Raw genomic sequence first — 26,334 nt, 5'->3', positions numbered from 1 at the left:
CCCGCCGCCCGCTGTGCCACACTCCGCGGATGGCCCCCTTCACCACCGTCGCCGCCTACGTGCCACCCGGTGCCGGCATGCTCGCCGTCGGCATCGTCGCCGAGGTCTTCGGCCCGCACGGGGCGGAGCTGCCGGGCTTCGACTTCACCCTCTGCGCCGACCGCCCCGGCAGCGTCGACACCGACCTGGGCGTGCCGCTGGCGATCACGCACGGCCTGGACCGGCTCGCCGCCGCCGACCTCGTGCTCGCCCTCCCCGGCGCCGGCTTCCGCACCCCGCCCCCGCCCGCCGTCGTGGACGCCCTGGTGGCCGCCCACGACCGCGGCGCCCTGGTCGCCGCCCACTGCGTCGGCGCCTTCGCGCTCGCCGCCGCCGGACTGCTCGATGGCCGCCGCGCCACCACCCACTGGCGCTTCGCCGGACTGCTGGCCCGCAGCCACCCGGAGGTCACCGTCGAACCCGAGGCGCTCTACCTGGACGACGGCCGGATCACCACCGGCGCCGGCGCCGCCGCTGGCTTCGACCTCTGCCTGCACCTGGTCCGGCGCGAACACGGCGCGGCCGTCGCCAACCACATCGCCCGGGACATGGTGCTGCCCTCCCACCGCGACGGCGGCCAGGCCCAGTACCTCGCCGCCCCGGTGCCCGAGGACGGCGAGGACGAGCGACTGGCCGAACTGCTCGCCTGGGCCCGCGCCAACCTCCACCGGCCGCTGCCGGTCGACGAACTGGCCCGCCGCGCCGTGATGAGCAAGCGCTCCTTCCTGCGCCGCTTCACCGCCGCCACCGGCACCACCCCGCACGCCTGGCTCGGCGAGCTGAGGCTGACCGCCGCCGAGGAACTCCTGGAGACCACCGACCTGCCGGTCGAGGAGATCGCCCGCCGGGTCGGCTACGGCAGTGCGGCCGTCCTGCGGGAGCGCTTCGTCCGCCGCCGAGGCGTCCCGCCCCGGGTCTACCGCCGCTCCTTCTCCCGGGTGGGCCGGGTGCCCCCGCCCGTGCCGTGACCGAGGGGGAACGGCCGGGTGGCCCGGAGCACGAGCTGCTCCGGGCCACCCGGGTGGTCCGATCGGTTCAGGTGGTTCAGGTGGTTCAGGTCGGTTCCGACCGCCGTCCGTCCGCCGTCCGCCGTCCGCCGTCCGTCCGCCGTCCGCCGTCCGTCCGCCGTTCGACCGGTGGATCAGGCGAAGCGGAACCAGTTGACGTTCATGATGCCGCCACTGCTGCCCCGGAAGACCAGGTACACGTCGTGCCTACCGGTGACGGGGGAGACGTCCCGGGAGACGGTGGTGTACGTCTGCCAGGCTCCGGTGCTGTCGACCGCGACGGTCGCGAGCAGCGGGCCGGTCGGTCCGTCGGTGCGGACCTCGACCCGGCCCGAACCCGTCGGGGTGGCGGCGCGGAGGTCTATCCGGCCGATGCCGGCGCCGAAGTCGAGACCGCCGTACCGGACCCAGTCCCCGTCCGCGACGTAGCCGAGGTTCTGGCCTCCCTCGGCACAGGGTTCGGCCCGCACCGAGCCGTTGCCGCCGTCGAAGGCCTCGGCCTCGACGGTGGCGCGGGCATCCCGGACGGGGCCGGACTCGTCGGCGTAGAGCTCGAACTCGTTGACGTTGACGACGCCGCTCATCCCGGTGACGTTCAGCCGGACGTAGCGGGAGGTGACCGGGGCGAACCGCAGCGGCACGGTGTTCAGCACCGAGCCGACCGGGCCGATCCCGCCGCCGGCGGTGCCGGGGACGTCGGTGAAGGTGACACCGTCGTCGGAGCGCTGGAGCACGATGCCGGTGGCGTTGCCGGCGGAGGTCTTCGCCTTGAGGACGGCGCCGACGTAGGTGCGGGGCGCGCCCAGGTCGACCTGGAGCCAGGCCGTGCCGTTGACGGTGTTGGGTGCCCAGAGGGTGCCGGTGTCACCGTCGAAGGCCTTGGCCGCGCCGTTGTCGGCACCCCAGGCGGAGGAGGCGCTGTACGCCTTGCCCCGGGCCAGGTTGTCGGTGCCGGGGACCGGCGGTGGAGCCGGAACGGTGACGGTGCCGGTCCCGGCGGCGGACTGGTTCCCCGCGGCGTCGACGGCCTTGACGGCCAGCTGGTAGGCGGCCTGGCCGGTGAGGTCGGTCCGGCTGTAGGAGGTGCTGGTGACCGGCGTCCAGTCGGTGACCACGGTGGTGCCCTTGGTCAGCCGGACCAGGTAGGACGAGGCGCCGCCGCCCGCCGGCCAGCTCCACTGGGCGGGCTGGTACCAGGCCGGCGCGTTGCCGGTGACGGTCGGGGCGGTCGGCGGGGTGGTGTCGACGGTGACGGTGGAGCTGCCGGAGGCGGTCCAGGCGCCGTTGACGAAGGACTGCACGGACAGGGTGTGGGCGCCGTCCGGCAGCGGGGTCGCCGGGGTGAACTGCCGTTGGGTGGTCTCGGTCCAGGTGTTCGGCGGGCCGTCCAGCAGGTAACGGTCTCTGGTGGCTCCGGTGGCGCTCTGCCAGGCCCAGGTGGGGGTGGTGTCGCCGGTGACTCCGCCGCCGGTGACCACGGGCAGCGGCCGCCGGAATTCCCCGGGGTCGACCAGCGGGTCGTCCGTGGCGTAGAGGTAGGCGTAGTCGGCGGACGGGCCGGCCGCGTCGATCAGGCCGGTGACGGCGGCGGGCGGGGCGGCGACGGAGTAGGTCTGACCGGGGACGTAGGACGGGCCGCCGTAGTCGGCGGTGGGCCGGTAGCGGTTGTCGTACCAGTTGGTGCCCCAGGTCGCGGCACTCATGCTGACTCCGGCGCCGGCGTTGAAGTGCAGCGGGATGAACGGCACGGCGGCGGTGACGTTGTCGGCGACGGTCCAGGGGCCGCCGGAGCCCTCGTCGAAGTAGACGCCGTTGGCGAGCCACCCCTTGGCGTAGTGGTCCATGCTGATGTCGTGGAAGTAGTTGCCGGTGAGCCGGGCGCCGGGCTGGTTCCCGAGGAGGTAGACGCCGCCGCCGTCGGTGAGGGTGCGCATGACGTGGTGGACGTCGTTGGCCTCGATCCGGGTGTTCCTCGCGCTGGTCGTCCCGCTGGAGCGCCAGTTCCAGCCCGCGCTGATCCCGGTGTAGGGGCCGCCGGCGATCTCGTTGTGCGAGAGCGTGGTGCTGTCGGTCAGGCCGACCCAGATCCCCACGCCGCCGACGTACATCGCGCCGACGTCGTGCAGGTAGTTGTGGGACACGGTGTTGCCGGTCGGGGCGTCGGCGCTGGACGCCCAGTCGACGCCGGGGGAGTGTTTGGCGGTGTCGCCCCACCAGCCGACGCTGATGCCGGTCCCGCCGATGTCGAAGAGCTCGCTGCCGGTGAGACCGGTGGTGCGGGTTCCGGCGCCGAGCGCGATGCCCCCGCCGCCGGTGTGGGCGACCTTGAGGTTGCTCAGCGAGAGACCGGCGGTGTTGGTGAACTGGAGTGCGTGGCCCATCGCGTAGACGGCCCAGTTGTCGTTGCCGAGGGTGCCGTCCTCGGCGTAGTGGGTGGCCTGCATCTCGTTGTAACCGGAGGCGGGCAGCTTCCATTCGGTGAACCCGAAGTCGATGCCGCTGAAGGCGAGGCCGGTGACGGGGTGGGCGGCGTCCGCGCCCTGGACCACGACCAGCTTCTCGGTGACGGGCGCGACGGCGTTGGCGTCGTTCGGGTCGACGCCGGAGGGCAGGACCACGTGCAGGCGGTCGGCCGCGGTGTCGAGGTACCACTCCTGCTTGGCGTCGAGGAAGGCGTAGGCGTTCTCCAGGTAGGAGTTGTACGGCCAGAACTTCTTGCCGTTGAAGACGACGCCTTCGTCCTGCACCCGCAGGTACATGCTGTCCAGGCCGACGGCCATGCCGCCCGGCTTGGGCGCGAAGTTCAGGTTGTGGGCGTCGGAGGAGACCACCCGGTTGCGGAACTCGCTCCAGACGGCGTGGATCACGAACTCCGCCCCGGTGCCGGCCAGGTCGGCCACCGGGAGGGTCTCGGCGACGGTGATCCGGCTCTTGTCGGTGTTGGTGCCGGTCATGGTCAGGTACGGGTCGGTGGCCGCCTGGCCGAGGTCGCCGGCCGCGCGCGGGTCGTTGGGATAACGGGCCCTGGTCATCCGCTGGTTGTTGAGCCAGAGTTCCCGGAAGTTCCAGGCGGCGGCGCCCGGCACCGGGACGGACCAGTGGACGCCGTTGCCCAGCGTGCCCTGGTTGCTCCAGGTCCCGGTGATGCTGCGGCCGCCGCTGAGCAGGACCTTCTCGCCCTGGTAGGCGCGGTAGGCGGTGCCCGAGTCCCGGTTGTCGAGGGTCAGCGGAGCGGCCAGCTGGTAGGTGCCGCCGCGCACGTACACCGTCCCGCCGCCGGAGGCCCGGGCCGCGTCCCGGGCCCTGGTGAGGGTGGCGAACGGGTCGGCCAGAGTGCCCGGTCCGCTGTCGTTGCCGGTGGTGGCGACGTAGTAGGACCCGGCGGCCCAGGCGTTGGGCGGGGCGAGAGCGGCCAGGGCGGCCAGCAGCAGGGCGAGGATCAGGGTCAGGGGCAGGACGCGCCTGACGGTGGATCGGCCGGTGGACAACCGATTCTCCTTCGGTGGAAGGGGCGTGGGCACACCCGTGCCGGAGCCGGTCCGGGCGGCGGACGGCCGGCGGACCCGCTGCGGGGCGGTGGGGTGTGACGGCCATGCTGCGGCGGTGTGTCGGGCCGGTCAACGGCGGCGACGGCCGCAACACGATCGGCGCGGTGGCGGGCGCCGGGCGTGTTTCGCCCTCCATCAGGATTGTGGAGCGGGGGAACTGAGCGAGCGTCGGTCGAGGGCCGTGCGCAGCCGTCGCAGCGCACTGCTCAGGTGCGCGTGCATCGCCGTGCGGGCCCGGTCCGGTTCGCCGGCGATCACGGCCTCGGCGACCAGGCGGTGTTCCTCGGCCGTCCGGGCGACCGCCTCGGCGTTCCCGTAGAGGTGGTACTCGCAGCCGCGGCCGAGCACGTGGGCGAGTGCGTCGGCCACCACGCGGTTGCCGGCGCCCCGGGCCAGGGCCAGGTGGAAGCCGACGTCGCGGTGCGTGGGACCGGTGTCCGGACCCGGCGGGGACGGATCGGCGAGGGCCAGCAGTCCCCCGTCGCGGTGCGGGCCGGGTTGCCGGGCGGCCCCGGCCGCGGTGGGCGGTTCCACCAGCAGCCGGTACTCGTAGAGCTCCTCGATGACGCGGCCGTCCAGCAGCGGCGAGGCGCGGTAGCCGCGATTGGGCAGCCGGACGGTGAGGCCCTCGGCGGTCAGGGCGGCGAGCGCCTGGCGGACCGGGGTGTTGGAGACGTGCAGCCGGCGGGCCAGGGCGTCGAGGTTGAGCCGCTCGCCCGGGGGGACACGGCCGGTGAGCAGGTCCTCCCTGAGGGTGCCGTAGACGTAGCCGGCCACGAAGCTGCGAGGCGCTCCGGCGCGGGCGGGCGACGGGTTGTCGGGGCCGTCGGGGTCGGCCATGGCGCGCCTCCGGGGCGGTGCGGGCCGGGGGCTCCGCGGGTGGGAGCGGGCGGTGGACCGGGGCGGCGGGTGCCGGTACGCCGCCCCGGACGGTCAGGCCAGTGAGCCGAGCATCCGCTCGGCGGCGGCCTCCAGGTGCGCGGTCATCGCCGCCGCGGCGCCGGGTCCGTCGCCCCGGGAGATCGCCAGCACCACAGCCTCGTGCTCGAGCCGGGTGATGTGGACGGCGCCCTCCCGGGTGTAGAAGGACCGGAACGAGCGGGACCGGACGAAGAGCCGCTCCAGGGTGTCCGCCACCACGGTGTTGCCGGCCATGGTGGCGAGCCGCCCGTGCAGCAGCTCGTCCGCCCGCACCAGCGCGTCCAGCTCCCCGCTGTCGTGCGGCGGGGCGTCGGCGCCGACGTGGGCGCGCAGGAAGGCGAGGTCCTCCGAGCGGACGGCCGCCGCCGCGCGCGCGGCCGTGGGCGGCTCCAGCAGGAGCCGGCACTCGTACATGTCGGCGATGGTCTTCCGGTCCGGGAGGCTGGCGGCCACGAAGCCCCGGTAGGGCTGTTTGTGCACCAGCCCGTCTGCCTCCAGCCGGCCCAGCGCCTGGCGGATCGGCGTGTTCGATATGGCCAGCCGGGCGGCCAGGGTGTCGATCTTCACCCGGCTCCCCGGCTCGATGTGACCGCTCTGCAGCCAGTCCTTGAGTACGTCGTACACGTCGTCCGCGAGCACCTGGCGGCGTGGCAGAACGGGCTCGGCGGCAGAGGAATCACTCGTCGCGGTCATTCGAACCTCCTGTTCGGTCGTCGCCCAATCTTGCTGGTTCCGGGGGTTGACGTCCAAGAAACATCCATGGAACATCAGACATCCAACATCGTACATGATTTTTCCCTGGAGTCGACGATGCGCAGCCCTGTTCCCACCTCCCGGCCGGCCGCCTTCAGACGTGCGCTGACCTGCGCCGCAGCCGCCCTCACCGTGCTCGTCGCCGGGTGCTCCAGTGGCGCCGGGGCGACGAAGAGCGACGGCTCGATCACGAGTGATGCCAACGAGACCCTGCTGGTGTGGACCGATCCCACCCGGCAGGCCGGGTTCGAGCAGTTCCAGAAGGCACACCCGGACATCAAGATGAAGATCGAGACCTACGACGGCAATGCCCTGCTGACCAAGATGAAGCTGTTCAACCGCACCGGTAAGGGCTGGCCGGACATCCTGTTCGACGGCCGGACCACCCGGATCGCCCAGTGGACCGACCCCTCCATGGACTACGCGCAGCCGCTCGACGCCCTCGTCCCGCAGGACGTGCGCGCCCAGTTCGGCAGCAGCAACGACCCCTGTACCGCCGACGGCAAGCTCTACTGCCTGCGCAACGACCTCGCCCAGACCGTGCTCTGGTACGACAAGACGCTGATGGACCAGTTCGGCTACCAGGTGCCGAAGACCTGGGACGAGTACCGGACGCTGGGGGAGCGCGTCGCCAAGGAGCATCCCGGCTACATCATCGGCAGCGCCGGCAGCCAGTTCAGCTACTACGACTACTTCTGGGCCAGCGGCTGTCCGATCCAGCAGGTCACCGGGCCGAAGAAGGTCCACATCGACCTCAAGGACCCCCGCTGCACCCGGGTCGCCGAACTGCTCGACCCGCTGGTCAAGGCCGGCTCGGTCACCGGGGTCGGCCTGTTCGACCCGGAGATGGCCCAGCTCGGCAAGCAGGGCAAGGTGCTGATGCTGCCCGGCGCCTCCTGGCTCGGCGACTTCCTGTTCAAGCCGGAGAACCTGTTCGCCACGCCGAACGGCCGGATCGCCGCCGCGCCCTACCCGAGCTGGCAGGGTGAGACCACCAACTGGTCCGGCAGCGTCGGCGGTGGCATCTACGTGGTCTCCCGGCACTCCAAGAACATGAAGGGGGCGGCCGAGGTCGTCCAGTGGATGACCACCAGCACCGACTACCAGAAGACCGCGCCGACCTACCCGGCCTACGGGCCGGCGGCCAAGGCCTGGGCCGAACGGCTGGCGGGCGACAAGTTCTACGCGGCCGACCCGTTCCCGGTGATGGAGCAGCAGAGCGCGAAGGTCAACCCGGTGGAATCCCCGACCAGCTACGACGTCGAGGGTGCCTTCACCGAGGTGCTGGTCCCCAGCGTCCGCTCCGGCGCCGGCATCGCCGCCGCCCTGGACGCGCTGCAGACCCGGCTGGTGAACCTCGCGAAGGCGGACGGCTATGTCGTCGAGTAGCGGCTCCACCGACACCCGGCCCAGAACCGGCTCACCCCCGGCGGCGTCCACCGCCGCCCCGAACCCTGGACTCCCCGGCACCGTGACCACCCACCGCAAGGCCCGCCCGCAGCGCCGACCGCACTGGTTCGGCTGGCTCTGCCTGGCCCCCTACCTCGTCCTGCTGGTCGCCTTCGGCCTCGGCCCGGCCGGTTACGCCGTCTACGAGTCGCTGGCCGACCCCGAACACATCGGCCCGGCGGGAGGCGCGGCCTACGTCCGGGTGTTCTCGGACTTCCGTTTCCTGCCCGCGCTCGGCAACGTCTCGCTGTTCATGGCGCTCTACCTGCCGGTCATGGTGGTCGGCGTCCTGCTGCTGGCCCTGGTGGTCCAGGAGCAGCGGGCGTCCTACGGCGCCGGTCTGCGGCTGGTCTACATGCTGCCCGGGGCGGTCACCGGCTCCGCCAGCGTCCTGCTCTGGTACGTCATGCTGCAGCCCTCGCTCAGCCCGTTCGGCCCGGCGCTGCGGGCCATGGGCCAGGAGACCGGCACCGACGTCTTCCAGCAGTCCCACCTGGTCGTGATCTTCGCCCTGATGGCCTTCACCACCGGCTTCGGCCAGTGGGTGGTGATCATGTACGGCGCGCTCCAGGGCGTCCCCCGGGACCTCCTGGAGGCCGCCCGGATGGACGGGGCCTCCTGGTGGCAGACCGCCTGGCGGGTGAAGCTGCCGCTGATCTCCAAGTACGTCGTCTACATGCTGATCCTGGCCTTCACGGCGGGGCTGCAGATCTTCATCGAGCCGCAACTCCTCTACGGAATCGCCTTCGTGGGCTCCAAGTCGTGGTCGCTCAACCAGCTGGGCCTGCTGTTCGCCTTCGACAACGGGGACTTCGCGGCCGCCGCCGCGCTCTGCCTGATGATGCTGGCGGTCTGCGCCACCGGCGCCGTCCTGCTGGTGACCCGTGCCAAGTTCTTCGACACGGAGGTGGAGTGATGTCCGCACCCGCACCCGCATCCCTCTCCGTGCCCGCACCCGCCCGCCGGCGTCCGTCGCCCGGACGTGCCACCGGCTCGGTCCTGCTCGGCCTGCTGGCCGTGGCCTGCGCGGTCCCGATGCTCTGGCTGCTGCTGGCCCCCAGCAAGACCGACGCCCAGTTGGCGGACGGGCAGCCGCTCTCCTTCGGCTCGTTCGGCGGCTACGCCGACGCCTGGCACAACCTCACCACCTACAACGACGGCGTGGTCTACCGCTGGATCGTCAACTCGGTGCTCTACACCGGTGGCGCGGTGCTGATCTCGGTGGCGACCTCGCTGCTGGCCGGGTACGCGCTGGCCGCCACCAGGATCGCCGGCCGGCGGACGGTTCTGGTGGCCACCCTGCTCGCGATGATCGTGCCGCCCGCCGCGCTTGTCCTGCCGCTCTTCCTGGAGGTCAACGCCGTCGGACTGACCGGGACCGCCTGGTCGGTGGTCCTTCCGGCCAGCCTCTACCCGTTCGGCGTCTACCTCGCCTTCATCCACTTCTCCACGGTGCTGCCGCGGGAGGTACTGGAGGCGGCCCGGATCGACGGCTGCTCGGAACGGCAGCTGTTCACGAAGATCGCCCTGCCACTGGCCCGTCCGCTGATCGGCCTGCTGACCTTCTTCGCCTTCGTCGGCAACTGGAACAACTACTTCCTGCCCTACGTGATGCTCGGCGACGACGCCACCTTCAACCTCCCGGTCGGCCTCGGCGCGCTGATCTCCGGTACCCCGGCTCTCAACCCCGCGCTCGGCGGCAGCTTCCTGCCGATCCACCGGCCGGAGGCCGCGATCGCCGGCGTGCTGACCGTCGTCCCGGTGGCGGTGGTGTTCCTGTTCGCCCAGCGGTTCCTGGTCCGCGGCCTGCTCGAAGGCTCCGTCAAGAGCTGACCGGCCGCGCCCGCCCCCCTTCCCCGACTCCGACCTCCGACCTCCGACCCAGGAGAACCAGTGAAGATCACCACCGTCGACGTCGTCCTCCAGGACCGACCCGCCGTCACCCCCGCGTTCCGCTGGCGCGACGGACTGCCCGGCTCCGAAGGCGCGCACACCGGCGGCTGGCTCGTCCTCGGCACGGACGAGGGCCACACCGGCTTCGCGTACTGCCACCGCGGCCCGATCCTCGCCGACATCGTCGACCGCCGGCTGCGCGCCGAACTCCTCGGTGCCGACCCGCTCCAGCGCGAATGGCTCTGGCACCGGATGTGGGAGATCGACCGGATAGAGGAGCTCCCGCTCTACCTGCTCGGGCTCGTCGACGTCGCCCTCTGGGACATCGGCGGCAAGGCCGCGGTCCTGCCCGTGCACCAGCTCCTCGGCGGTTTCCGCACCGCGCTGCCCGCCTACGCCTCCACCGCCACCTTCGGCAGCGTCGAGCAGTACCTGGACATCGCCGACCAGTGCCTCGAACTCGGCTACCCCGCCATCAAGCTGCACGCCTGGGGCGACGTCCGGCGCGACATCGAACTCTGCACCCGGCTGCGCGAGCACGTCGGCGACCGGGTCCCGCTGATGTACGACGGTTCGGCCGGCTTCGACCTCCTGGACGCGATCCGGCTCGGCCGGGTGCTCTCCGAGGCGGACTACCTCTGGTACGAGGAGCCGATGCGCGAGTTCAGCACCACGGCCTACCGCCGGCTCGCCGAGAAGGTCGACGTCCCGCTGATCGTCGCCGAGACCAGCGACGGCGCGCACATGAACACCGCCGACTTCATCGCCAACGGCTCCGCGACCGCCGTGCGCACCAGCGCCGGCCTGCGCGGCGGCATCACCGGGGCGATGCGCACCGCCCATCTCGCCGACGCGTACCTGATGCGGGCCGAGGTGCACGGCGGCGGGGTGGTCCACACCCACCTGTGCATGGCCATCTCCAACACCACCTACTACGAGTCGTTCGTTCCGGCCGACCCCGTGCGGCGGGAGCCGGCCGTCGACGCCTCGGGCCTCGTCCACGCCGGCACCGCGCCCGGCATCGGCTACGAGGCCGAATGGGAGCGCGAAAGCGCCCCCGAGGGCCTGCGGCGCTTCCTCGCCTGACCCGCCCGTTCCCCTTCCCAGCCCCTTCCTCCCCACCCCCGAGGAGTCGAGCCGTGCACCTCCCCACCCCCCGTCACAGACCCGTCCGGCCCAGCCGCCGCGCCGTGCTCGCGGTGGCCGCCGCGACCGTGGCCGCCACCCTGGTCCCGGCGGTCGCCACCGCCCCGCCGGCCGCCGCCACCACCGGCTGGACCTGGCAGGCGTTCACCTACAACGGTGACTTCTGGCAGCGCAGTTCGTACAACGGCGTGGCCCAGTTCGACTACCGCCTGGGCGCCGGCGGCAGCATCGCCGAGATGCGGTACTGCCCGGCCGGGTACCGCGCCCTGCTCTCCCCGAGTTACGCCGGGGAGGAGACCGACCGGGTCGTCCAGTCCGTGCTGTGGGGCATGGACACCGCACCCAAGGAGCGCTACTACGACCGCTGGAACATCGACCAGGCCGGCAACATGGCCGGGGCGTTCACCCGCACGATCGCGGTCGAGCAGCCGAACGCCACCACCACCGACGTCTGGACCGTCGCCGACCTCCAGTGGATCTCCGGTCTGACCGGGCGTTTCGCCGGCTCCGACACCGTCCCCCAGCTCACCCGCTACACCCGGCTCGACAACGGGGCGCTCCAGATCCGCCGGGTGCTGCGGATCCCGAAGATCGTCGACAACGGGGCCACCCTCACCAACCAGGCGTTCTACCTGGAGAACTGGGTGCCGTTCATGCGCTCCTCGGACACCTTCGACGCGCTGGCCACCAGCCTCAACGCCGACGGCAGCCCGGGCACGTGGTACCCGGCCGCGTCCGTCCCCGACTACCCGGAGACCCCGGTCGCCGGCACCACCGGCTACTCGGTGGTGTTCAAGCAGGGCGCCACCACCGCCGGCCCCAACGTCGCCGTCGTCCAGTCCACCGGCGCCGGCCAGAAGTTCGGCACCGCCGCCGCCCTCACCCCCGTCCGCAACTCGTTGCCCTGGTCGAACGGCATCGGGGCCCTGCCCGGCGTCCACATCACCAACAGCCAGACCGACAGCATCATCGACTTCACCGTCCGGATCGTGCCCAACGGCACCCTCAACGCCGCCGTCGCCGCCGGCCTCGCCGACCAGGTGAACCAGGTGCCCGCCCCCACCCTGTACGGGCCCGGCTACACCCTGCCCGGTGAACTGGCCGGCATCGCTACCCGGCTCCGCGGCTACCTCGCCTCCCCGGCCGGGACCCGCACCAGCCACCTCGGCGGCCTGTAACCCCACCGCCCACCGGGGCCGGCCCGCCCGCGGGCCGGCCCCCGATCCCGCCGGAGCCCCGATGAGAATCGCCCTGCACACCCGCGTCCGCCCCGACCGCGTCGCCGAGTACGAGGACGCCCACCGCGCCGTCCCGGTCGAACTGACCGAGGCCATGCGGGCAGCCGGAGCCACCGGGTGGACGATCTGGCGCAGCGGCGCCGAGCTCTTCCACGTCCTCGACTGCGAGGACTACGCCGCCCTGATCGCCGCCCTGGAACGTCTCCCCGTCAACACCGCCTGGCAGGTCCGGATGGCCGAGCTCCTCGACGTCGCCCACGACTACTCGGCCGGCGGCGCCGCCGCCGCGCTGCCGGTGGTGTGGCAGCTGTGACCGTCGACGCCCACCACCACGTCTGGGACCCGCTCGCCCGCCGCCACGCCTGGCTCGACGCGCCGGAGCTCGCGCCGCTGCGCCGGGTCTTCGGCGCCGACCGGCTGCGCCCGCTCGCCCGCGCCGCCGGGGTGCGGGCGACGGTCGTGGTGCAGACCGTGACCGAGGAGTGGGAGACCCCGGAACTGCTCCGGCTCGCCGCCGGGGACCCGCTGGTCGCCGGTGTGGTCGGCTGGACCGACCTGACCCGCCCGGACGTGGCCGAGCGGCTCGCCGAGCTGGCGGCCGGGCCGGGCGGTGACCGGCTGGTCGGCATCCGTCACCAGGTCCAGCTCGAACCGGACCCGGAGTGGATGCTGCGGCCGGAGGTGCTGCGCGGGCTCGCGGCGGTGGCGGACGCCGGCCTCGCCTACGACCTGGTGATCACCCCGGACCAGTTCCCGGCGGCGACCGCCGCCGCCGCCGCGCTCCCCGGGCTGCGATTCGTCCTGGACCACCTGGGCAAGCCACCGGTCGCCCGGGGCGGGACGGAGCCGTGGGCCGGGCGGCTGCGGGAGTTCGCCCGGCTGCCGAACACCTCTGGCAAGCTCTCCGGCCTGGTCACCGAGGCCGACCGGCGGCACTGGACGGTCGACGGGCTGCGGCCCTGGGCGGACGTCGCGCTCGACTCCTTCGGCCCGGAGCGCGTCATGTTCGGCTCCGACTGGCCGGTCTGCACGCTGGCGGCCGGATACGCCGAAGTGGTGGCGACCGCCGAGCGGCTGGCGGACCGGCTCACCGCCGCCGAGCGCGCCGAGGTGTTCGCCGGTACCGCGACCCGGGTCTACCGGCTCCGGGCGGCGCTCGGGGAGGGCTGAGCGCGGTCCGGGGACTGCGGACCACCGCGCGCGGGCCCGGCGCCCCGCGCGTCCGGCCCGGCGCGTCCCGCTCCGCGCGTCCCGCCCCGCGCGTCCGGCCCGGCCCTTCCGGCGGGACAGCGGAATCCATGGGCGAAATCTATAATCGGGGGGACCGACCGACAGGCGGGGGGACGGCGAGGGGACGGACTCGCATGAACACCCCCGGCAGCGACGGACCGCCCGCCCCGGGCGACTCCCCGGTCGACCTGCCCGACGTCGTCGCCCTCGCGGTCGACGGGAGCGGGCGGATCACCTGGTGGGGTCCGCGCGCCGAGCGGCTGCTCGGCCGGACCGCGGCGGAGTCCCTCGGCCGCCCGCTCGCGGACTTCCTGGACCTGCCGGCGGGGCACGCCGCCGCCTGGACCGGCCACGCCGGGGGCCGCCACCGGGACGGGCACCGGATTCCGCTCGGCGTCCGGGTCACCCCGCTCGACGGAACCGGCGGCACCCGGTCCTCGATCGTCTCCGCGATCGACCTGACCGGCTCGCCCTGGTGGTCCGTCAGCAGCGCCGTGCTGGACCGCTTCCTCACCGAACTGCCCTACGGGATCGCCGTCCTGGACACCGAACTGCGTTACGTCTGGCTCAACCGGACCCTGGAGCGGATGGCCGGGGTACCGTTGGCGCATCGCGTCGGCCGGCGGGTCGCGGACGTTCTGCCCGGACTCCAGCCCGAGGCCATGGAGGAGCAGCTCCGGCACGCCCTGGAGACCGGCGAGCCGGTGCTCGGCTTCGAGTACCGGGGTCACACCCCGGCCGACACCGAACGGGAACGGGTCTACGCGACCTCCTTCTTCCGGCTCGACGACCGGGACGGCCGGACCCTGGGCGTCTGCTACATGGGCACCGACGTGACGGAGCGCCAGCGCGCCCAGGACCGGCTCTCGCTGCTCACCGCCTCCGGCTCCCGGATCGGGCGCAGCCTCGACATCGGCCGCACCGCCGAGGAGCTGACGGTCTGCGGTGTGCCGGCGCTCGCCGACTTCATCGCCGTCGACCTCTTCCCGGAGGTCCTGCGGGGCGACGAGCCCGCCGCTCCCGGGGGCGGTGCCCCCCGGCTGGTCCGGGTCGCCCACCGTTCGGTGCGCGAGGGCACGCCCGAGGCCGCGGTCGCGGTGGGGGAGCCGTCCGGGTACACCGAGGACTCGCCCGCGGCGCGGAGCATCACCGAGGGCGCGCCGGTGCTTCGGGCGGTCGTCGACCCGGACGGGGACGGCTGGCCGTCCGGCGAGCTGGTCCGGGTCGAGCGCGTCCGGGAGTTCGGCCTGAGGTCGGCGATGGCGGTCCCGATCCGGGCCCGCGGGGCCTGTCTGGGCGTGGTGCTGCTGCTGCGCGGCCGGGGGAGTGAGCGCTTCGAACCCGCGGACCTGCCGCTGGCCGCGGAGTTCGTCTCCCGGGCGGCCCTCGCGCTGGACAACGCCCGCCGGTACACCCGGGAGCGGCTGGCCTCGGTGACCCTGCAGCGCAGCCTGCTGCCCAAGCTGACCAGGGGCGGCACCACGATGGACGTCGCGGCACGGTACCGACCGGCTCGGGGACCGGCCGGGGCGGGCGGCGACTGGTTCGACGCCATCCCGCTCTCCGGTGCCCGGGTGGCGCTGGTGGCCGGGGACGTGGTCGGCCACGGCCTCGCCGCGGCCGCCGCCATGGGCCGGCTGCGGATGGCGGTCCGCACCCTGGCGGGCACCGACCTGCCGCCGGAGGAGCTGCTCGCCCACCTCGACGACCTGGTCCTGCGCCTGATCGACGAGGAGGCCGAGGCCCGGACCGGCGGCGCGGCCGGCGTGGTGGGCGAGGTGGTGGGCGGGACAGCGGACAGGGCGGGGTACGGGCCGTCGGACGACACCTCCGCCGCCGCGGCCGTGCTCGGGGCGAGCTGTCTGTACGTCGTCTACGACCCCGTGGACCGCAGCTGTGTGATGGCGAGGGCCGGCCACCCGGCACCCGCCCTGGTCGCTCCCGACGGGACGGTCACCTTCGCGGACCTGCCCGGTGGCCCGCCGCTGGGTCTCGGCTCGCTGCCGTTCGAGGCACACCGCACCACGCTGCCCGAGGGTACGGTGATCGCCCTGTACACGGACGGCCTGCTGACCGGGCCCGACCGGGACCCGGGGGCGGGTCAGGAGGCTCTGCGCGCGGTGCTCGGCGAGCACCCGGGAAGTCCGCTCGACGACCTGTGCGAGCGCACCCTGGCGGCTCTTCCGCCGGGCCCCGCGGCGGACGACGCGGCCCTGCTGCTCGCCCGCACGCACGTCCTGGGGCAGGACCGGGTGGCCTCCTGGGACCTGCTGTCCGATCCCGCGGTGGTGCGGGAGGCCCGGGCGATGGCTGTGCGGACGCTGCGCGCGTGGGGTCTGGAGGAGCTGGAGCTGACCACCGAGCTGGTGGTCAGCGAGCTGGTCACCAACGCCGTCCGCTACGGCGGGGAGCCGATCCGGCTGCGGCTGCTCCACGACACCTTCCTGGTGTGCGAGGTGGCGGACGGCAGCAGCACCTCGCCGAGGCTGCGGCACGCCCGGATCACCGACGAGGGCGGCCGCGGGTTGTTCATGGTGGCCCAGATGACCCGTCGCTGGGGCACCCGCTACACCGACCGCGGCAAGGTGATCTGGGCGGAACAGCAGCCCGGCGCCGTTCCGGACTGGGGGCTCTAGCGGGTCCTCCGGTTGCCCCACAGGGTCGGGTCGTCGGCGTTCTGGCGGGTGACCAGGGTGGCGGGGAGCTGGTCCTCCAGGCCGTTGGGAAGGGTGACGACGGTCGAGCCGTGGTCCGTCGGTCCCGGAGCGAAGTGCTGACCGGCCGCGGCGGCCCGGGCGTAGACGAGCGCGTAGTGGGCGTACAGGTCGACGGGCTGCGAGACGGTGGCGTCGATCAGCCCGCTCCGGATGGCCGCCAGCTCCGCCGGCGTGCCGTCGTTGGAGACGACGGTGAGATGGCCCGGGCGTCCGGCGGGGACGAGTCGGCCGCGTGCCTGGAGGGTCTCCAGTACCGGCTCCAGGAAGACGCTGCCGCCCTGGAGGTAGATCCCGCCCAGCCCGGGGTCGGTGGCCAGCAGCTGGGCGAGGCCCTCGGCGGCCTTCTTCGGGCTGCCGCCGGTGTCGACGCGGTGGACCGTCGTCCCGGGGTAGGAGGTCTGCAGGCAGCGGCCGAAGGCCTGCGAGCGCTCGTAGCTGTTCACCGAGTCCAGCGAGTCCTGGAGCACCACCAGGCTGCCCCGGCCGCCGAGCCGGCCGCCGAGGAACTCGCAGGCCCTGGTGCCGTGGGCCCGGTTGTCGGCCCGCACCACCATGTAGACCGATCCGGCCTCCGGGCGGGTGTCCACGCTGATCACCCCGATGCCCGCCGCGGTGAGGCGGTCGAGGTCGGCCGCGGCGGCCCGGGTGTCCTGCGGGGCGACCACCACCGCGCGGGCACCCGCCCGTCGGAACTCCCCGAGGTGGTCCACCAGCCGGTGGACGTCGCCGTCGGAGAAGGTGACGGGCAGCAACTCGGTGTCCGGTCCGCCGCGGTCCTCGGCCAGCCGTGCGCCGAAGCTGTTCCAGAAGTCGGAGTCGCTCCGAGGAATGTCCACGGCGATCCTCGGTGGACCGGCCGCGGCCGGCCCGCCGCCGCTCCCGGTACAGGAGGTCAGCAGCAGCGCGGTGGCCAGCACCGGGACGGGCAGGGAGCGACGGACGTTGCGCACGGGAGCCTCCGGGGACGGGGATGCGCCGGGCCCCTGCCACGGGCGCGGGCACGGCATACTGGGGCAGACATCGGATCTGTCGAGGGGTGTGTCGGGTGGCCGTCACGGACGAGGCAATCGGGAAGATCAAGGAGATGATCGTCTCCGGTGCGCTGCGGCCGGGGGACCGGCTGCCCAGGGAGGCCGACCTGGCGGCCGAACTCGGGCTCTCCCGGAACTCGCTGCGCGAGGCGGTCAAGGCCCTGTCGTTGCTGAACATCCTGGACGTCCGCCAGGGCGACGGCACGTACGTGAGCAGTCTGGAGCCGCAGGAACTGCTGGAGGCGGTCTCCTTCGTCCTGGACTTCCACCGCGACGACACCGCGCTCCAGGCCTTCCAGGTGCGCGGCATCCTGGAGCCCGCCGCCACGGCGATGGCCGCCCAGCGGATCACGCCGGAGCAGCTCGACGGCCTGCGGCAGCTGTTGGCCGGGCTCGGTGAACAGCCGGGGGTGGAGGAACTGGTCGCCTCCGACCTGGAGTTCCACCGGCGGATCGCCGAGGCGGCGGGCATCCCGTTGCTCTGCTCGCTGCTGGACACCGTCTCGGCGCCGACCGTCCGGGCCCGGCTCTGGCGGGGGATCACCCAGCAGGACGCGGTCGCCCGGACCCTGGCCGAGCACACCGCCATCGTGGACGCGCTGGAGCAGCGCGATGCGGAGACGGCCCGGGCCTGGTCCACCGTGCACGTCGCGAGCATCACCCGCTGGCTGCGCACTGCGCTCTGAGCCGGTCCGCCGGTCCGCCGGTCCGCCGGTCCTGCCGGGCTGCGCACCGCGCTCCGGGCCGGTCCGCCGGGTCGCGCACCGGGTCGAAGGTGGGGTGCCGGCCGTCGTCGGGGGCCCTCGTTGCCGACGACGGCCGGCACCCGCGGCGCGGCCCCGGTCCCCGTGATCGTCCGAGGACCTGGTGCGGGGCCGCTGCGAGCAGGCTAGGCCGGGCGTACAGCGGTGACAAGGGTCCGGCCGGACTTTCATCGGATCTTATGGTCGTCTCCTCGCGTAGTTGGGGTCATTTGACGTTATTTATTCCTACTCTTCCGCTCAGACATCGGATGAATGCTTGCTGTGGAACCCGATCGATGCATAGGGTTCGAGCTGTCAGACATCCGATGAAAGGGGATGCCGTGAAACTGTTGAGGATCGGCCCGGCCGGGCAGGAACGGCCCGCCCTCCGGACGGACGACGGCCGGACCGTCGACCTCTCGTCCGTCACCGCCGACATCGACGGCGCCTTCCTCGCGGACGGCGGGATCGCCCGGGTCCGGGCCGCGCTGGCCGCCGGCCTGCTGCCGGAGCTCGCCGTCGGGGCGGGCGCCCGGATCGGCCCGCCGGTGGCCCGGCCCGGCAAGGTGGTCTGTGTCGGCCTCAACTACCGCGACCACGCCGAGGAGACCGGGGCCCCGATCCCCGCCCGCCCGGTGGTCTTCATGAAGGACCCCGCCACCGTGGTCGGCCCGCACGACCAGGTGCTGATCCCCCGCGGCTCGGTCAAGACCGACTGGGAGGTCGAGCTGGCCGTGGTCATCGGCCGGCCGGCCCACTACCTGGCCTCTCCCGAGGCCGCGACGGAGGTCGTCGCCGGCTTCGCCGTCAGCAACGACGTCTCCGAGCGCGAGTTCCAGCTGGAGCACTCCTCGCAGTGGGACCTCGGCAAGTCCTGCCCGACCTTCAATCCGCTCGGGCCCTGGCTGGTCACCCCGGACGAGGTCGGCGACCCGCAGTCGCTCGGCCTCAGGCTGTCCGTCAACGGCGTTCCCCGGCAGGACGGCTCGACCAAGGACATGATCTTCGGAGTGGCCCACGTCGTCCACTACCTGAGCCAGTACATGGCTCTCGAGCCGGGGGACGTGATCAACACCGGTACTCCCGCCGGCGTCGCCCTCGGCCTGCCCGGCACGCCGTACCTGCGCCCCGGCGACACCGTGGAACTCACGGTGGACGGCCTGGGCACCCAGCGCCAGACCTTCGGCCGGGCCTGACCCGCTCCCCGGCCTGACCCTCCCCCGGCCCGGCCCTCCCCCGGCCCGGCCCGCCCCCCTCCCGTGCACCCCGGAGAGAGCACCATGAACGCGCGGATCACCGCCGTCGACACCTTCGACATCCGCTTCCCGACCTCCCGCTCCCTGGACGGCTCGGACGCGATGAACCCCGACCCGGACTACTCCGCGGCCTACCTGGTACTGCGTACCGACACCGCCGACGCCCCGGAGGGGCACGGCTTCACCTTCACCATCGGCCGGGGCAACGACGTCCAGGTGGCCGCCCTCGACGCACTGCGCCCGTACGTGCTCGGCCGCTCGGTGGACGAGCTGTGCGCCGACCCCGGCGGCCTCCACCGCGAACTCGTCGGTGACAGCCAACTGCGCTGGCTCGGACCGGAGAAGGGGGTGATGCACATGGCGATCGGCGCGGTGACCAACGCGGTCTGGGACCTCGCCGCCAAGCGGGCCGGCCTCCCGCTCTGGAAGCTGCTGGCCGACGCCGAGCCGGAATGGCTGGTCTCCCAGGTCGACTTCCGCTACCTGTCCGACGAGCTCACCCCGGCCGACGCCCTGGACCTGCTGCGGCGCGGCCGCGTCGGCCGGGCGGACCGCGAGGCCCGGTTGCGCGCCGACGGCTACCCCGCCTACACCACCTCGCCCGGCTGGCTCGGCTACTCCGACGAGAAGCTGACCCGGCTCGCGAAGCAGGCCGTCGCGGACGGCTTCACCCAGATCAAGCTGAAGGTCGGCGCGGACCTGGCCGACGACGTCCGGCGGTGCCGTACCGCCCGCGCGGCCGTCGGTCCGGACGTCCGGATCGCGCTCGACGCCAATCAGCGCTGGGACGTGCCCGAGGCGATCGAGTGGACCAGGGCGCTGGCCGCGTTCGACCCGTACTGGATCGAGGAGCCGACCAGCCCCGACGACGTCCTCGGCCACGCCGCCGTCCGGCGCGGCGTCGCTCCGGTCAGGGTCGCGACCGGCGAGCACGTCCAGAACCGCATCGTCTTCAAGCAACTGCTGCAGGCCGGCGCGATCGACGTGCTGCAACTGGACGCCGCCCGGGTCGGAGGCGTCAACGAGAACCTCGCGATCCTGCTGCTCGCCGCCAAGTACGGCGTGCCGGTCTGCCCGCACGCCGGTGGCGTGGGCCTGTGCGAACTCGTCCAGCACCTCTCGATGTTCGACTGGGTCGCACTCTCCGGCAGCACCGAGGACCGGGCGATCGAGTACGTCGACCACCTGCACGAGCACTTCCGTACCCCGACCGTGATCCGTGACGGCCGCTACCTGGCCCCCACCGCCCCGGGCTTCTCCGCCGAGCTGTACCCCGCGGCGATCGCCGCCTACACCTACCCCGACGGCACCTTCTGGGCCGCCGACCGGGCCGTCAGCACCGGGAGGACCCCCGCATGAGCTCCGACTTCGACGGCCTCACCGCCGTGGTCACCGGCGGCGCCTCCGGAATCGGACTGGCCACCGCCCAACTGTTCAGCGAACTCGGCGCCAACGTCGCGGTGCTGGACCTCGATCCGGCCGAGGTGCCGCGCCCGCTGCTCGGCCTGCGGGCCGATGTCGCCGACGACCGGTCCGTGCGAGCCGCGGTCGACACCGCCGCCGAGATCTTCGGCGGCATCGACATCCTGGTCAACAACGCGGGCATCGGCGCCGCCGGCACCGTCGAGGACAACGACGACGACCACTGGCACCGGGTCCTGGACATCAACGTCGTCGGCGTCGTCCGTGCCACCCGGGCCGCCCTGCCCCACCTGCGCCGCTCCGCGTACGCCGGGATCGTCAACACCTGCTCCATCGCCGCCACCGCCGGGCTCCCGCAGCGCGCCCTGTACTCGGCCAGCAAGGGCGCCGTGCTCGCACTGACCCTCGCGATGGCCGCCGATCACGTGCACGAGGGCATCCGGGTCAACTGCGTCAACCCCGGCACGGTGGACACCCCCTGGGTCGACCGGCTGCTGGGCTCCGCCCCCGACCCGGCGGCGGAGCGGGCGGCGCTCAACGCCCGCCAGCCGACCGGGCGGCTGGTCAGCGCACGGGAGGTCGCCGCCGCCATCGTCTACCTGGCCGGCCCCGGCGCGGGGTCGGTCACCGGAACGGCCCTGGCGGTCGACGGCGGCATGGCAGGTCTGCGCCTGCGCCCGGAGCGGCAGTGACCCCACCGAAGCAACCGCACCGAACCGACCGTACCGCCGGGACCACGAGGACCACCATGATCAGCACCCACGCCCTGGGCCACAGCCCCGTCCGGGTCGGCGAACTCTCGTTCGGCGCGGCCGGCATCGGCAACCTGTCCACCCCGGTCGGTGACGACGAGGCGGCCGAGACCCTCGCGGCCGCCTGGGCGGGCGGCATCCGCACCTACGACACCGCCCCGCACTACGGCCTGGGTCTCTCCGAACGGCGCCTGGGTGCCGCGCTCCGCGAGCGGCCCCGCGCCGAGTACACCGTCTCCACCAAGGTCGGGCGTCTCCTCGAACCCGTGCCCGACCCGGTCGGCGACGACCTCGCCAACGGCTTCGCTGTCCCCGCCACCCACCACCGGGTCTGGGACTTCAGCGCCGACGGCGTCCGCCGCAGCCTGGCGGCCAGCCTGGACCGCCTCGGCCTGGACCGGGTCGACATCGTCTACCTCCACGACCCCGACGACCACGCCGAACAGGCGCTGGACGAGGCGTACCCCGCGCTGGAACAGCTGCGTGCCGAGGGCGTGGTCGGCGCGATCGGCGTCGGGATGAACCAGACGGCGGTACCCGCCCGCTTCGTCCGCGAGACCGACATCGACGCCGTCCTGCTGGCCGGCCGCTGCACCCTGCTCGACCGCAGCGGGTTCGACGACCTGCTTCCCGAGGCGGCGCGGCGCGGCGTCTCGATCGTCGCCGGCGGCGTCTTCAACTCCGGCCTGCTCGCCGACCCCCGGCCCGGCGCCAGCTACGACTACCGGACCGCCCCCGAGGACGTCCTGCACCGGGCACTGCGCCTGAAGGAGGTCTGCGAACGGCACGGCGTGCCCCTGCGGGCCGCCGCCGCCCGCTTCCCGTTGGGTCATCCCGCCGTCGCGTCCGTCCTGCTCGGGCTGCGGACCGCCCCGCAGGTCCGCGACGCCATCGAACAGTTCGACCGGGACATCCCCCTCGCGCTCTGGGCCGCGCTCCGCGCCGAGGGCCTGCTCGACCCGGCCGTCCCCACTCCCACCGATCCGAGCCGGCGCGCGAGTTGACAGTATGCGGATAGCTCTGTTCCCCACCTGCTTCGACGACACGCTCCTCCCCGGCACCGGCCGCGCCGTGGTCGACGTCCTCGAACGGCTGGGCCACACCGTCGACCTCCCGCTCGCCCGGACCTGCTGCGGTCAGATGCACTTCACCACCGGTTACCGCCCCGACGCCGTCCCGCTGGTGCGCCGCTTCGCCGACACCTTCACCGGCTACGAGGCCGTGGTGACCCTCTCCGCCTCCTGCGTCGGCATGGTCCGGGACCACCACCCCGACCTCGCCGCCCGGTACGCTCCGGCCGAGCTGCAGGAGAAGGTGGCCCGACTCGTCCCCCGAATCCACGAGTTCACCGAGTTCCTGACCGACGCGCTCGGCGTGGTGGACGTCGGCGCGGTCTTCCCCCACCGGGTCACCTACCACCCGACCTGCCACTCGCCGGGCGGCCTGCGACCGGGGGAGCGGCCGTTGCGGCTGCTCCGGGCCGTCCGGGGCATCGAGCTGGTCGACCTCCCGGCCTCGGACTCCTGTTGCGGCTTCGGCGGCAGCTCCGCACTCGAGGACGCCGCCGCCTCCCCGGCGAGGCTCGCCGACAGGATGCGCGGATTCCTCGACACCGGCGCCGAGGTGGTGTGCGCCGCCGACAACTCCTGCCTGACGCACATCGGTGGGGGCCTCGCGCGGCTCGACTCCGGTGTCCGCGCCCTGCACCTGGCGGAGATCCTGGCCGGCGCCGAAGGAGGCCCGCGATGAAGGAGAGCAATGGTCCGGCCTGACGACCCCGGCCGACGACCACCACCCGCGTGTGGCGCGGACCGGCCGCGGTGCTCCGGGCGTTAGGTGCCGTCGGGCGCGGGCGGTGCCGGCCGGGGTCACTGGCCCGCGGTCTCCGCCGGCGTCGCCCCGGCCGGCCGGCGGGGCCCGGCACGGCGCAGTCGGCGGAGGGCCGCGTCCGCGGCATTGGCCCCGCACATGCCGTGGACGCCGGGCCCGGGTGGGGTCGCCGCGGAGCAGAGGTAGTGGCCGGGCAGCCCGGTGGCGTAGGGGTGGAGGGTGGCCCGCGGGCCGAGGACCAGCTGACGGACGTCCTTGGCGCCGGTCATGATGTCGCCGCCGACGAAGTTGGGGTTGTCGGCCTCGAAGTCGGCCGGGCGGCGGACGCTCAGACCGAGGACGCGCTCGCGGAAGCCGGGGGCGAAGCTCTCGATCCGGGCGATCACCGCCTCGGTGGCGTCCCCGGTCCAGCCGTGCGGCACATGGGCGTACGTCCAGAGCGGGTGGACGTCCCCCGCCGAGCGGCTCGGGTCGGCCAGGTACTGCTGGCCGACCAGCACGAACGGGCGCTCCGGCATCCGTCCGGCGGTGACCTCGCGCTCGGCGGCGGCGGTCTCGGCGAAGCTGCCGCCGAGGTGGACCGTCCCGGCACGGCGGGCGGGTTCGGCCGTCCACGGCACCCCGCCCGCCACCGCGAAGTCCACCTTGAACGCGCCCGGGCCGTGCCGGAACCGGCGGTAGGCGCGGGCGGTCCGGGGCGGCAGGAGGTCGCCCAGGATGTCGGCGACGGCGCCGGGCGCGAGGTCGTACAGGACGAGGTCGGCGGGCGGCAGCTGTGCCGCCGAGCGGACCGGGACGCCGGTCTCGACGACCCCGCCCAGTTCGGTGAGCAGTGCGGCCAGTGCCCGGGTGATCGCCCCCGAGCCGCCGACGGCCACGGCCCAGCCGTACCGGTGCCCGGCGGTCAGCAGCCCGAGACCCACGGCGGCGCTGAGCGGCCGGTCCAGCGGCCGGAAGGCGTGGGCGGCGGCCCCGCCGAACAGCGCCCGGGCCCGCTCCCCGCCGAAGGACCGGGCGACGGCGGTGGCCGGCAGCAGGGCCGGCCCGCCGAACCGGGCGAGCCGCAACGGGTGGCGGGGGAGGCGCAGCAGCGGGCCCATCAGGTCGTCGGCCAGCCGGTCGTACCCCGCGACCGGCCCCTCGAACAGCTGCCGCCAGCGCCGGCCGTCGGCACCACCGAGCCCGGCGGCCGTCGCGGCGACCGAGCGGTGCAGCACCCCGGCCGTGCCGTCCGCCAGCGGGTGCGCGCAGTCGATCTCCGGCAAGCGGAACTCCAGCCCGAAGCGCTCCAGGCCGAGGCCGCGCAGGAACGGCGAGCCGACGGTCATCGGGTGGACGGCGGAGCAGTGGTCGTGCAGCAGCCCGGGCACGATCGCCTCCCCGCTGCGCGCCCCGCCGCCGATCTCCCCGGCGGCCTCCAGCACGGTCACCCGCACACCCGCCTGCGCCAGCCGGACGGCGGCGGCGAGCCCGTTGGGCCCGCCGCCCACCACTACCGCGGTAGTCATGCGGCCAGCATGCCGCATCCGCCGCCGGTCGGCGTCACCGCCGTCAGTGCCGCGGCACCTCGCAGCCGTCCGGCCCGCAGACCTCGCCGGTCTCCGCCCCGCCGGCGAGGCCGACCAGGGGGAGCACCGGGCGGCTGTCCCAGGCCTGCTGCAGGGCGGCGGCGAAGGTGTCGGCCGGCTGCGCGCCCGAGACGCCGAGCCGCCGGTCGAGCACGAAGAACGGCACCCCGGTGGCGCCCATCGCGCTCGCCGTCGCCTCGTCCTCGCGCACCGCCTGCGCGTAGGCGTCCGGATCGGCCAGCACCCGGGCCGCCTCCGCCCCGTCCAGACCGGCCTCGACCGACAGCTCGGCCAGCCGCCCGGGCGCGAACGCGGACCGCTCGTCGGCGAAGTTGGCCCGGTAGAGGGCGTCCAGCAGCTCCGCCTGCCGCCCGTGCTCGGCGGCGAAGTGGAGCAACCGGTGCATGTCGAAGGAGTTCGCGGCGTCGCGCCCCGAGCGCAGGTACGCCAGCCCCTCGGCCTCGGCGTTGTCGGCGATCCGCTGCTCCGCCGCCTCGGCCTGCTCCAGCCCGAGCCCGTACTTGGCGGCGATCAGCGGCACCACCGGCCGGGCCTCCTGCGGTGCCCTGGGGTCGAGCTCGAACGACCGGTGGACGACCTCCACGGCGTCCCGGTGCGGGAAGCGCTCCAGGGCCCGCTCGAACCGCGCCTTGCCGATGTAGCACCACGGGCAGTTGATGTCGCTCCAGATCTCGACGCGCACGGGTCGCTCCTGTCCTCGCCTGGTGGCGGGCCCTTCCCGCGCACTTCCCGGCTCAACACGCATGAGCACCTGAATATTTCTCCTCATGAAGTATTTGTCGGCGGCGGTCCCGGCCTCGGCCCGGGGGCCGGGTCAATCGCCCCGTCCGTCGGCCGAATTGGCGCGCGCCCCCGCCGCCCCCGCTGTTCGGGTGAACGGGGCCGGGGTGGGTGTTTTGTCCACGAATCGACGGGTCCGGTCCGTGTAGCTTCCGGTGCCGATCAGTCCCTTCCACGCCGCCGGGCGTCCCTGCGCGCCCGGCGGCGCACCTCGCCTCTCCGACCTCCCCGGAGGACACACCCCGATGCGTTCCCGCCGTCTCGCCGCCCTGTCCCTGGCGGCCGCCCTGCTGCTGACCGGCGCCGCCGCCACCCAGAGCGCCGCCGCCGCCACGACCCGGCCCGCCGACGTCCAGGCCGACCCGACCGACTGCCCCAGCGAGCAGTACCGGCCGACCCCCGAGGACAAGAAGAACTTCTACTGCGGCTTCAAGGAGCTCGGCCCCCGGCACCTGCCCGCCGGGGTCGCGAAGCTGCTGAAGAACTACGACCGCTTCGGCGGTCTGACGCCGCAGCAGTTCCTCTCCTGGTACCGCGACGGCCTCGACTGGAAGTACCCCGCCCAGGACGGTTTCCGCGACGTCAACGGCACCATCGACCGGACCACCGTCGAGATCCCCACCGGCACCAAGCTCGACCGCTTCGGGCTCTACTACGGCCGCTACCTCTCCCGGACCGGTACGTCCTTCCCCGAGCGCGCGCTCCCGCCGGACAGCCTCAACCCGGTGGTGGAGGACGGCAAGGAGGTCGACAGCTACCACTGCTACGGCGTGAAGCTGCCCTTCAAGGTCGAACAGGGCGGCATCGCCTCCGGCTTCGCCCAGCCCGGCAGGGGCATCCAGCAGTACCTGAACGAGAAGCTGAAGCCCGTCGAGTTCGGCACCGACGCGTACAACGTGAAGAGCCTGCTGGACCGGAAGTACCTGGAGGCGCTGCCCGACTCCGTCTGCCTCGCCTGACACCCGCGCGACCACGGGCCCGCCCCCACCA

22 protein-coding genes are annotated in these 26,334 nt (G+C 73.6%); 16 read left to right on the top strand and 6 right to left on the bottom strand.

Annotation, left to right across the window (positions count from 1 at the left end):
* Positions 1 to 29: 29 nt before the first annotated feature.
* The gene (locus BLU95_RS06170) at positions 30 to 1,007 is read left to right on the top strand and encodes a GlxA family transcriptional regulator (RefSeq protein ID WP_173862008.1); all 978 of its coding nucleotides are present in this window, start codon (positions 30 to 32) and stop codon (positions 1,005 to 1,007) included.
* A gap of 173 nt (positions 1,008 to 1,180) precedes the next feature.
* Here BLU95_RS06170 and BLU95_RS44975 read toward each other — a convergent pair whose 3' ends face one another.
* The 3 genes from BLU95_RS44975 to BLU95_RS42165 all read right to left on the bottom strand — a co-directional run bounded on the left by BLU95_RS44975 (position 1,181) and on the right by BLU95_RS42165 (position 6,208).
* On the bottom strand, positions 1,181 to 4,534 hold the full coding sequence (locus BLU95_RS44975) for a carbohydrate-binding protein (protein ID WP_093859074.1): 3,354 nt from the start codon (positions 4,532 to 4,534) through the stop codon (positions 1,181 to 1,183).
* Positions 4,535 to 4,729: 195 nt separating this feature from the next.
* Positions 4,730 to 5,434, bottom strand: a complete 705-nt coding sequence (locus BLU95_RS06160) for a GntR family transcriptional regulator (protein WP_093859073.1) — start codon at positions 5,432 to 5,434, stop codon at positions 4,730 to 4,732.
* Positions 5,435 to 5,527: 93 nt separating this feature from the next.
* A complete protein-coding gene (locus BLU95_RS42165) occupies positions 5,528 to 6,208 on the bottom strand; it encodes a GntR family transcriptional regulator (protein WP_159424801.1) in 681 nt (226 codons plus the stop codon).
* Between the two features lie 66 nt (positions 6,209 to 6,274).
* Between BLU95_RS42165 and BLU95_RS06145 the strand changes: the two genes are divergently transcribed.
* The 8 genes from BLU95_RS06145 to BLU95_RS06110 all read left to right on the top strand — a co-directional run bounded on the left by BLU95_RS06145 (position 6,275) and on the right by BLU95_RS06110 (position 15,860).
* Positions 6,275 to 7,657: an ABC transporter substrate-binding protein gene (locus BLU95_RS06145; protein ID WP_093859072.1), complete on the top strand. Its 1,383-nt coding sequence runs from the start codon at positions 6,275 to 6,277 to the stop codon at positions 7,655 to 7,657.
* Complete coding sequence (locus tag BLU95_RS06140) at positions 7,644 to 8,633, top strand: carbohydrate ABC transporter permease (protein WP_093859071.1); 990 nt, start codon at positions 7,644 to 7,646, stop codon at positions 8,631 to 8,633. The genes BLU95_RS06145 and BLU95_RS06140 overlap by 14 nt, the downstream gene beginning before the upstream one ends.
* Positions 8,633 to 9,550: a carbohydrate ABC transporter permease gene (locus BLU95_RS06135; protein WP_093859070.1), complete on the top strand. Its 918-nt coding sequence runs from the start codon at positions 8,633 to 8,635 to the stop codon at positions 9,548 to 9,550. Before BLU95_RS06140 ends, BLU95_RS06135 begins: the two co-directional genes overlap by 1 nt.
* Positions 9,551 to 9,610: 60 nt before the next feature.
* Positions 9,611 to 10,696: an enolase C-terminal domain-like protein gene (locus BLU95_RS06130; RefSeq protein ID WP_093859069.1), complete on the top strand. Its 1,086-nt coding sequence runs from the start codon at positions 9,611 to 9,613 to the stop codon at positions 10,694 to 10,696.
* A 53-nt stretch (positions 10,697 to 10,749) separates the two neighbouring features.
* Positions 10,750 to 11,934, top strand: a complete 1,185-nt coding sequence (locus BLU95_RS06125) for a hypothetical protein (RefSeq protein WP_093859068.1) — start codon at positions 10,750 to 10,752, stop codon at positions 11,932 to 11,934.
* A 61-nt stretch (positions 11,935 to 11,995) separates the two neighbouring features.
* Complete coding sequence (locus BLU95_RS06120; protein ID WP_093859067.1) at positions 11,996 to 12,307, top strand: L-rhamnose mutarotase; 312 nt, start codon at positions 11,996 to 11,998, stop codon at positions 12,305 to 12,307.
* On the top strand, positions 12,304 to 13,164 hold the full coding sequence (locus BLU95_RS06115; RefSeq protein WP_093859066.1) for an amidohydrolase family protein: 861 nt from the start codon (positions 12,304 to 12,306) through the stop codon (positions 13,162 to 13,164). Before BLU95_RS06120 ends, BLU95_RS06115 begins: the two co-directional genes overlap by 4 nt.
* A gap of 194 nt (positions 13,165 to 13,358) precedes the next feature.
* The gene (locus BLU95_RS06110; RefSeq protein WP_093859065.1) at positions 13,359 to 15,860 is read left to right on the top strand and encodes a SpoIIE family protein phosphatase; all 2,502 of its coding nucleotides are present in this window, start codon (positions 13,359 to 13,361) and stop codon (positions 15,858 to 15,860) included.
* Here the strand turns inward: BLU95_RS06110 and BLU95_RS06105 are convergent.
* Positions 15,857 to 16,891 carry a sugar ABC transporter substrate-binding protein gene (locus tag BLU95_RS06105; protein ID WP_231978344.1) on the bottom strand — a complete coding sequence of 345 codons (1,035 nt, stop codon included), beginning with the start codon at positions 16,889 to 16,891 and terminating at the stop codon, positions 15,857 to 15,859. The genes BLU95_RS06110 and BLU95_RS06105 overlap by 4 nt on opposite strands.
* A 95-nt stretch (positions 16,892 to 16,986) precedes the next feature.
* On the opposite strand from BLU95_RS06105, the gene BLU95_RS06100 reads away from it, so the two are divergent.
* The 6 genes from BLU95_RS06100 to BLU95_RS06075 all read left to right on the top strand — a co-directional run bounded on the left by BLU95_RS06100 (position 16,987) and on the right by BLU95_RS06075 (position 22,894).
* A complete protein-coding gene (locus BLU95_RS06100; protein ID WP_093859063.1) occupies positions 16,987 to 17,658 on the top strand; it encodes a FadR/GntR family transcriptional regulator in 672 nt (223 codons plus the stop codon).
* Between the two features lie 398 nt (positions 17,659 to 18,056).
* The gene (locus tag BLU95_RS06095) at positions 18,057 to 18,911 is read left to right on the top strand and encodes a fumarylacetoacetate hydrolase family protein (protein WP_093859062.1); all 855 of its coding nucleotides are present in this window, start codon (positions 18,057 to 18,059) and stop codon (positions 18,909 to 18,911) included.
* Between the two features lie 84 nt (positions 18,912 to 18,995).
* Positions 18,996 to 20,330, top strand: coding sequence for an L-fuconate dehydratase (locus tag BLU95_RS06090; protein WP_093859061.1), 1,335 nt, complete (start codon positions 18,996 to 18,998; stop codon positions 20,328 to 20,330).
* Positions 20,327 to 21,085, top strand: coding sequence for an SDR family NAD(P)-dependent oxidoreductase (locus tag BLU95_RS06085; protein WP_093859060.1), 759 nt, complete (start codon positions 20,327 to 20,329; stop codon positions 21,083 to 21,085). Before BLU95_RS06090 ends, BLU95_RS06085 begins: the two co-directional genes overlap by 4 nt.
* Positions 21,086 to 21,144: 59 nt before the next feature.
* Positions 21,145 to 22,149: an aldo/keto reductase gene (locus BLU95_RS06080; RefSeq protein ID WP_093864679.1), complete on the top strand. Its 1,005-nt coding sequence runs from the start codon at positions 21,145 to 21,147 to the stop codon at positions 22,147 to 22,149.
* Between the two features lie 4 nt (positions 22,150 to 22,153).
* Positions 22,154 to 22,894, top strand: coding sequence for a (Fe-S)-binding protein (locus BLU95_RS06075; RefSeq protein WP_093859059.1), 741 nt, complete (start codon positions 22,154 to 22,156; stop codon positions 22,892 to 22,894).
* Between the two features lie 119 nt (positions 22,895 to 23,013).
* On the opposite strand, the gene BLU95_RS06070 is transcribed toward BLU95_RS06075, so the two are convergent.
* Positions 23,014 to 24,483, bottom strand: a complete 1,470-nt coding sequence (locus BLU95_RS06070) for a phytoene desaturase family protein (RefSeq protein ID WP_093859058.1) — start codon at positions 24,481 to 24,483, stop codon at positions 23,014 to 23,016.
* A gap of 43 nt (positions 24,484 to 24,526) precedes the next feature.
* Positions 24,527 to 25,246 (bottom strand): DsbA family oxidoreductase, encoded by a 720-nt coding sequence (locus BLU95_RS06065; RefSeq protein ID WP_093859057.1) that lies wholly within the window; start codon positions 25,244 to 25,246, stop codon positions 24,527 to 24,529.
* A 343-nt stretch (positions 25,247 to 25,589) separates the two neighbouring features.
* Between BLU95_RS06065 and BLU95_RS06060 the strand changes: the two genes are divergently transcribed.
* Complete coding sequence (locus BLU95_RS06060; protein ID WP_093859056.1) at positions 25,590 to 26,303, top strand: TNT domain-containing protein; 714 nt, start codon at positions 25,590 to 25,592, stop codon at positions 26,301 to 26,303.
* Positions 26,304 to 26,334: the final 31 nt, after the last annotated feature.

Source organism: Streptomyces sp. TLI_053 (assembly GCF_900105395.1).
Lineage (GTDB): Bacteria > Actinomycetota > Actinomycetes > Streptomycetales > Streptomycetaceae > Kitasatospora.
Note: the sequence above shows the minus strand (reverse complement) of the source record. Positions and strands in the feature narration are given on the sequence as shown.

Coding starts and splice junctions, on each gene's coding strand:
- BLU95_RS06145 (WP_093859072.1), top strand. CDS start 6,275: ATGGAACATCAGACATCCAACATCGTACATGATTTTTCCCTGGAGTCG.
- BLU95_RS06075 (WP_093859059.1), top strand. CDS start 22,154: ATGCGGATAGCTCTGTTCCCCACCTGCTTCGACGACACGCTCCTCCCC.
- BLU95_RS06160 (WP_093859073.1), bottom strand. CDS start 5,434: ATGGCCGACCCCGACGGCCCCGACAACCCGTCGCCCGCCCGCGCCGGA.
- BLU95_RS06135 (WP_093859070.1), top strand. CDS start 8,633: ATGTCCGCACCCGCACCCGCATCCCTCTCCGTGCCCGCACCCGCCCGC.
- BLU95_RS06090 (WP_093859061.1), top strand. CDS start 18,996: ATGAACGCGCGGATCACCGCCGTCGACACCTTCGACATCCGCTTCCCG.
- BLU95_RS06120 (WP_093859067.1), top strand. CDS start 11,996: ATGAGAATCGCCCTGCACACCCGCGTCCGCCCCGACCGCGTCGCCGAG.
- BLU95_RS06070 (WP_093859058.1), bottom strand. CDS start 24,483: ATGACTACCGCGGTAGTGGTGGGCGGCGGGCCCAACGGGCTCGCCGCC.
- BLU95_RS06060 (WP_093859056.1), top strand. CDS start 25,590: ATGCGTTCCCGCCGTCTCGCCGCCCTGTCCCTGGCGGCCGCCCTGCTG.
- BLU95_RS06170 (WP_173862008.1), top strand. CDS start 30: ATGGCCCCCTTCACCACCGTCGCCGCCTACGTGCCACCCGGTGCCGGC.
- BLU95_RS06140 (WP_093859071.1), top strand. CDS start 7,644: ATGTCGTCGAGTAGCGGCTCCACCGACACCCGGCCCAGAACCGGCTCA.
- BLU95_RS06085 (WP_093859060.1), top strand. CDS start 20,327: ATGAGCTCCGACTTCGACGGCCTCACCGCCGTGGTCACCGGCGGCGCC.
- BLU95_RS42165 (WP_159424801.1), bottom strand. CDS start 6,208: ATGACCGCGACGAGTGATTCCTCTGCCGCCGAGCCCGTTCTGCCACGC.
- BLU95_RS06110 (WP_093859065.1), top strand. CDS start 13,359: ATGAACACCCCCGGCAGCGACGGACCGCCCGCCCCGGGCGACTCCCCG.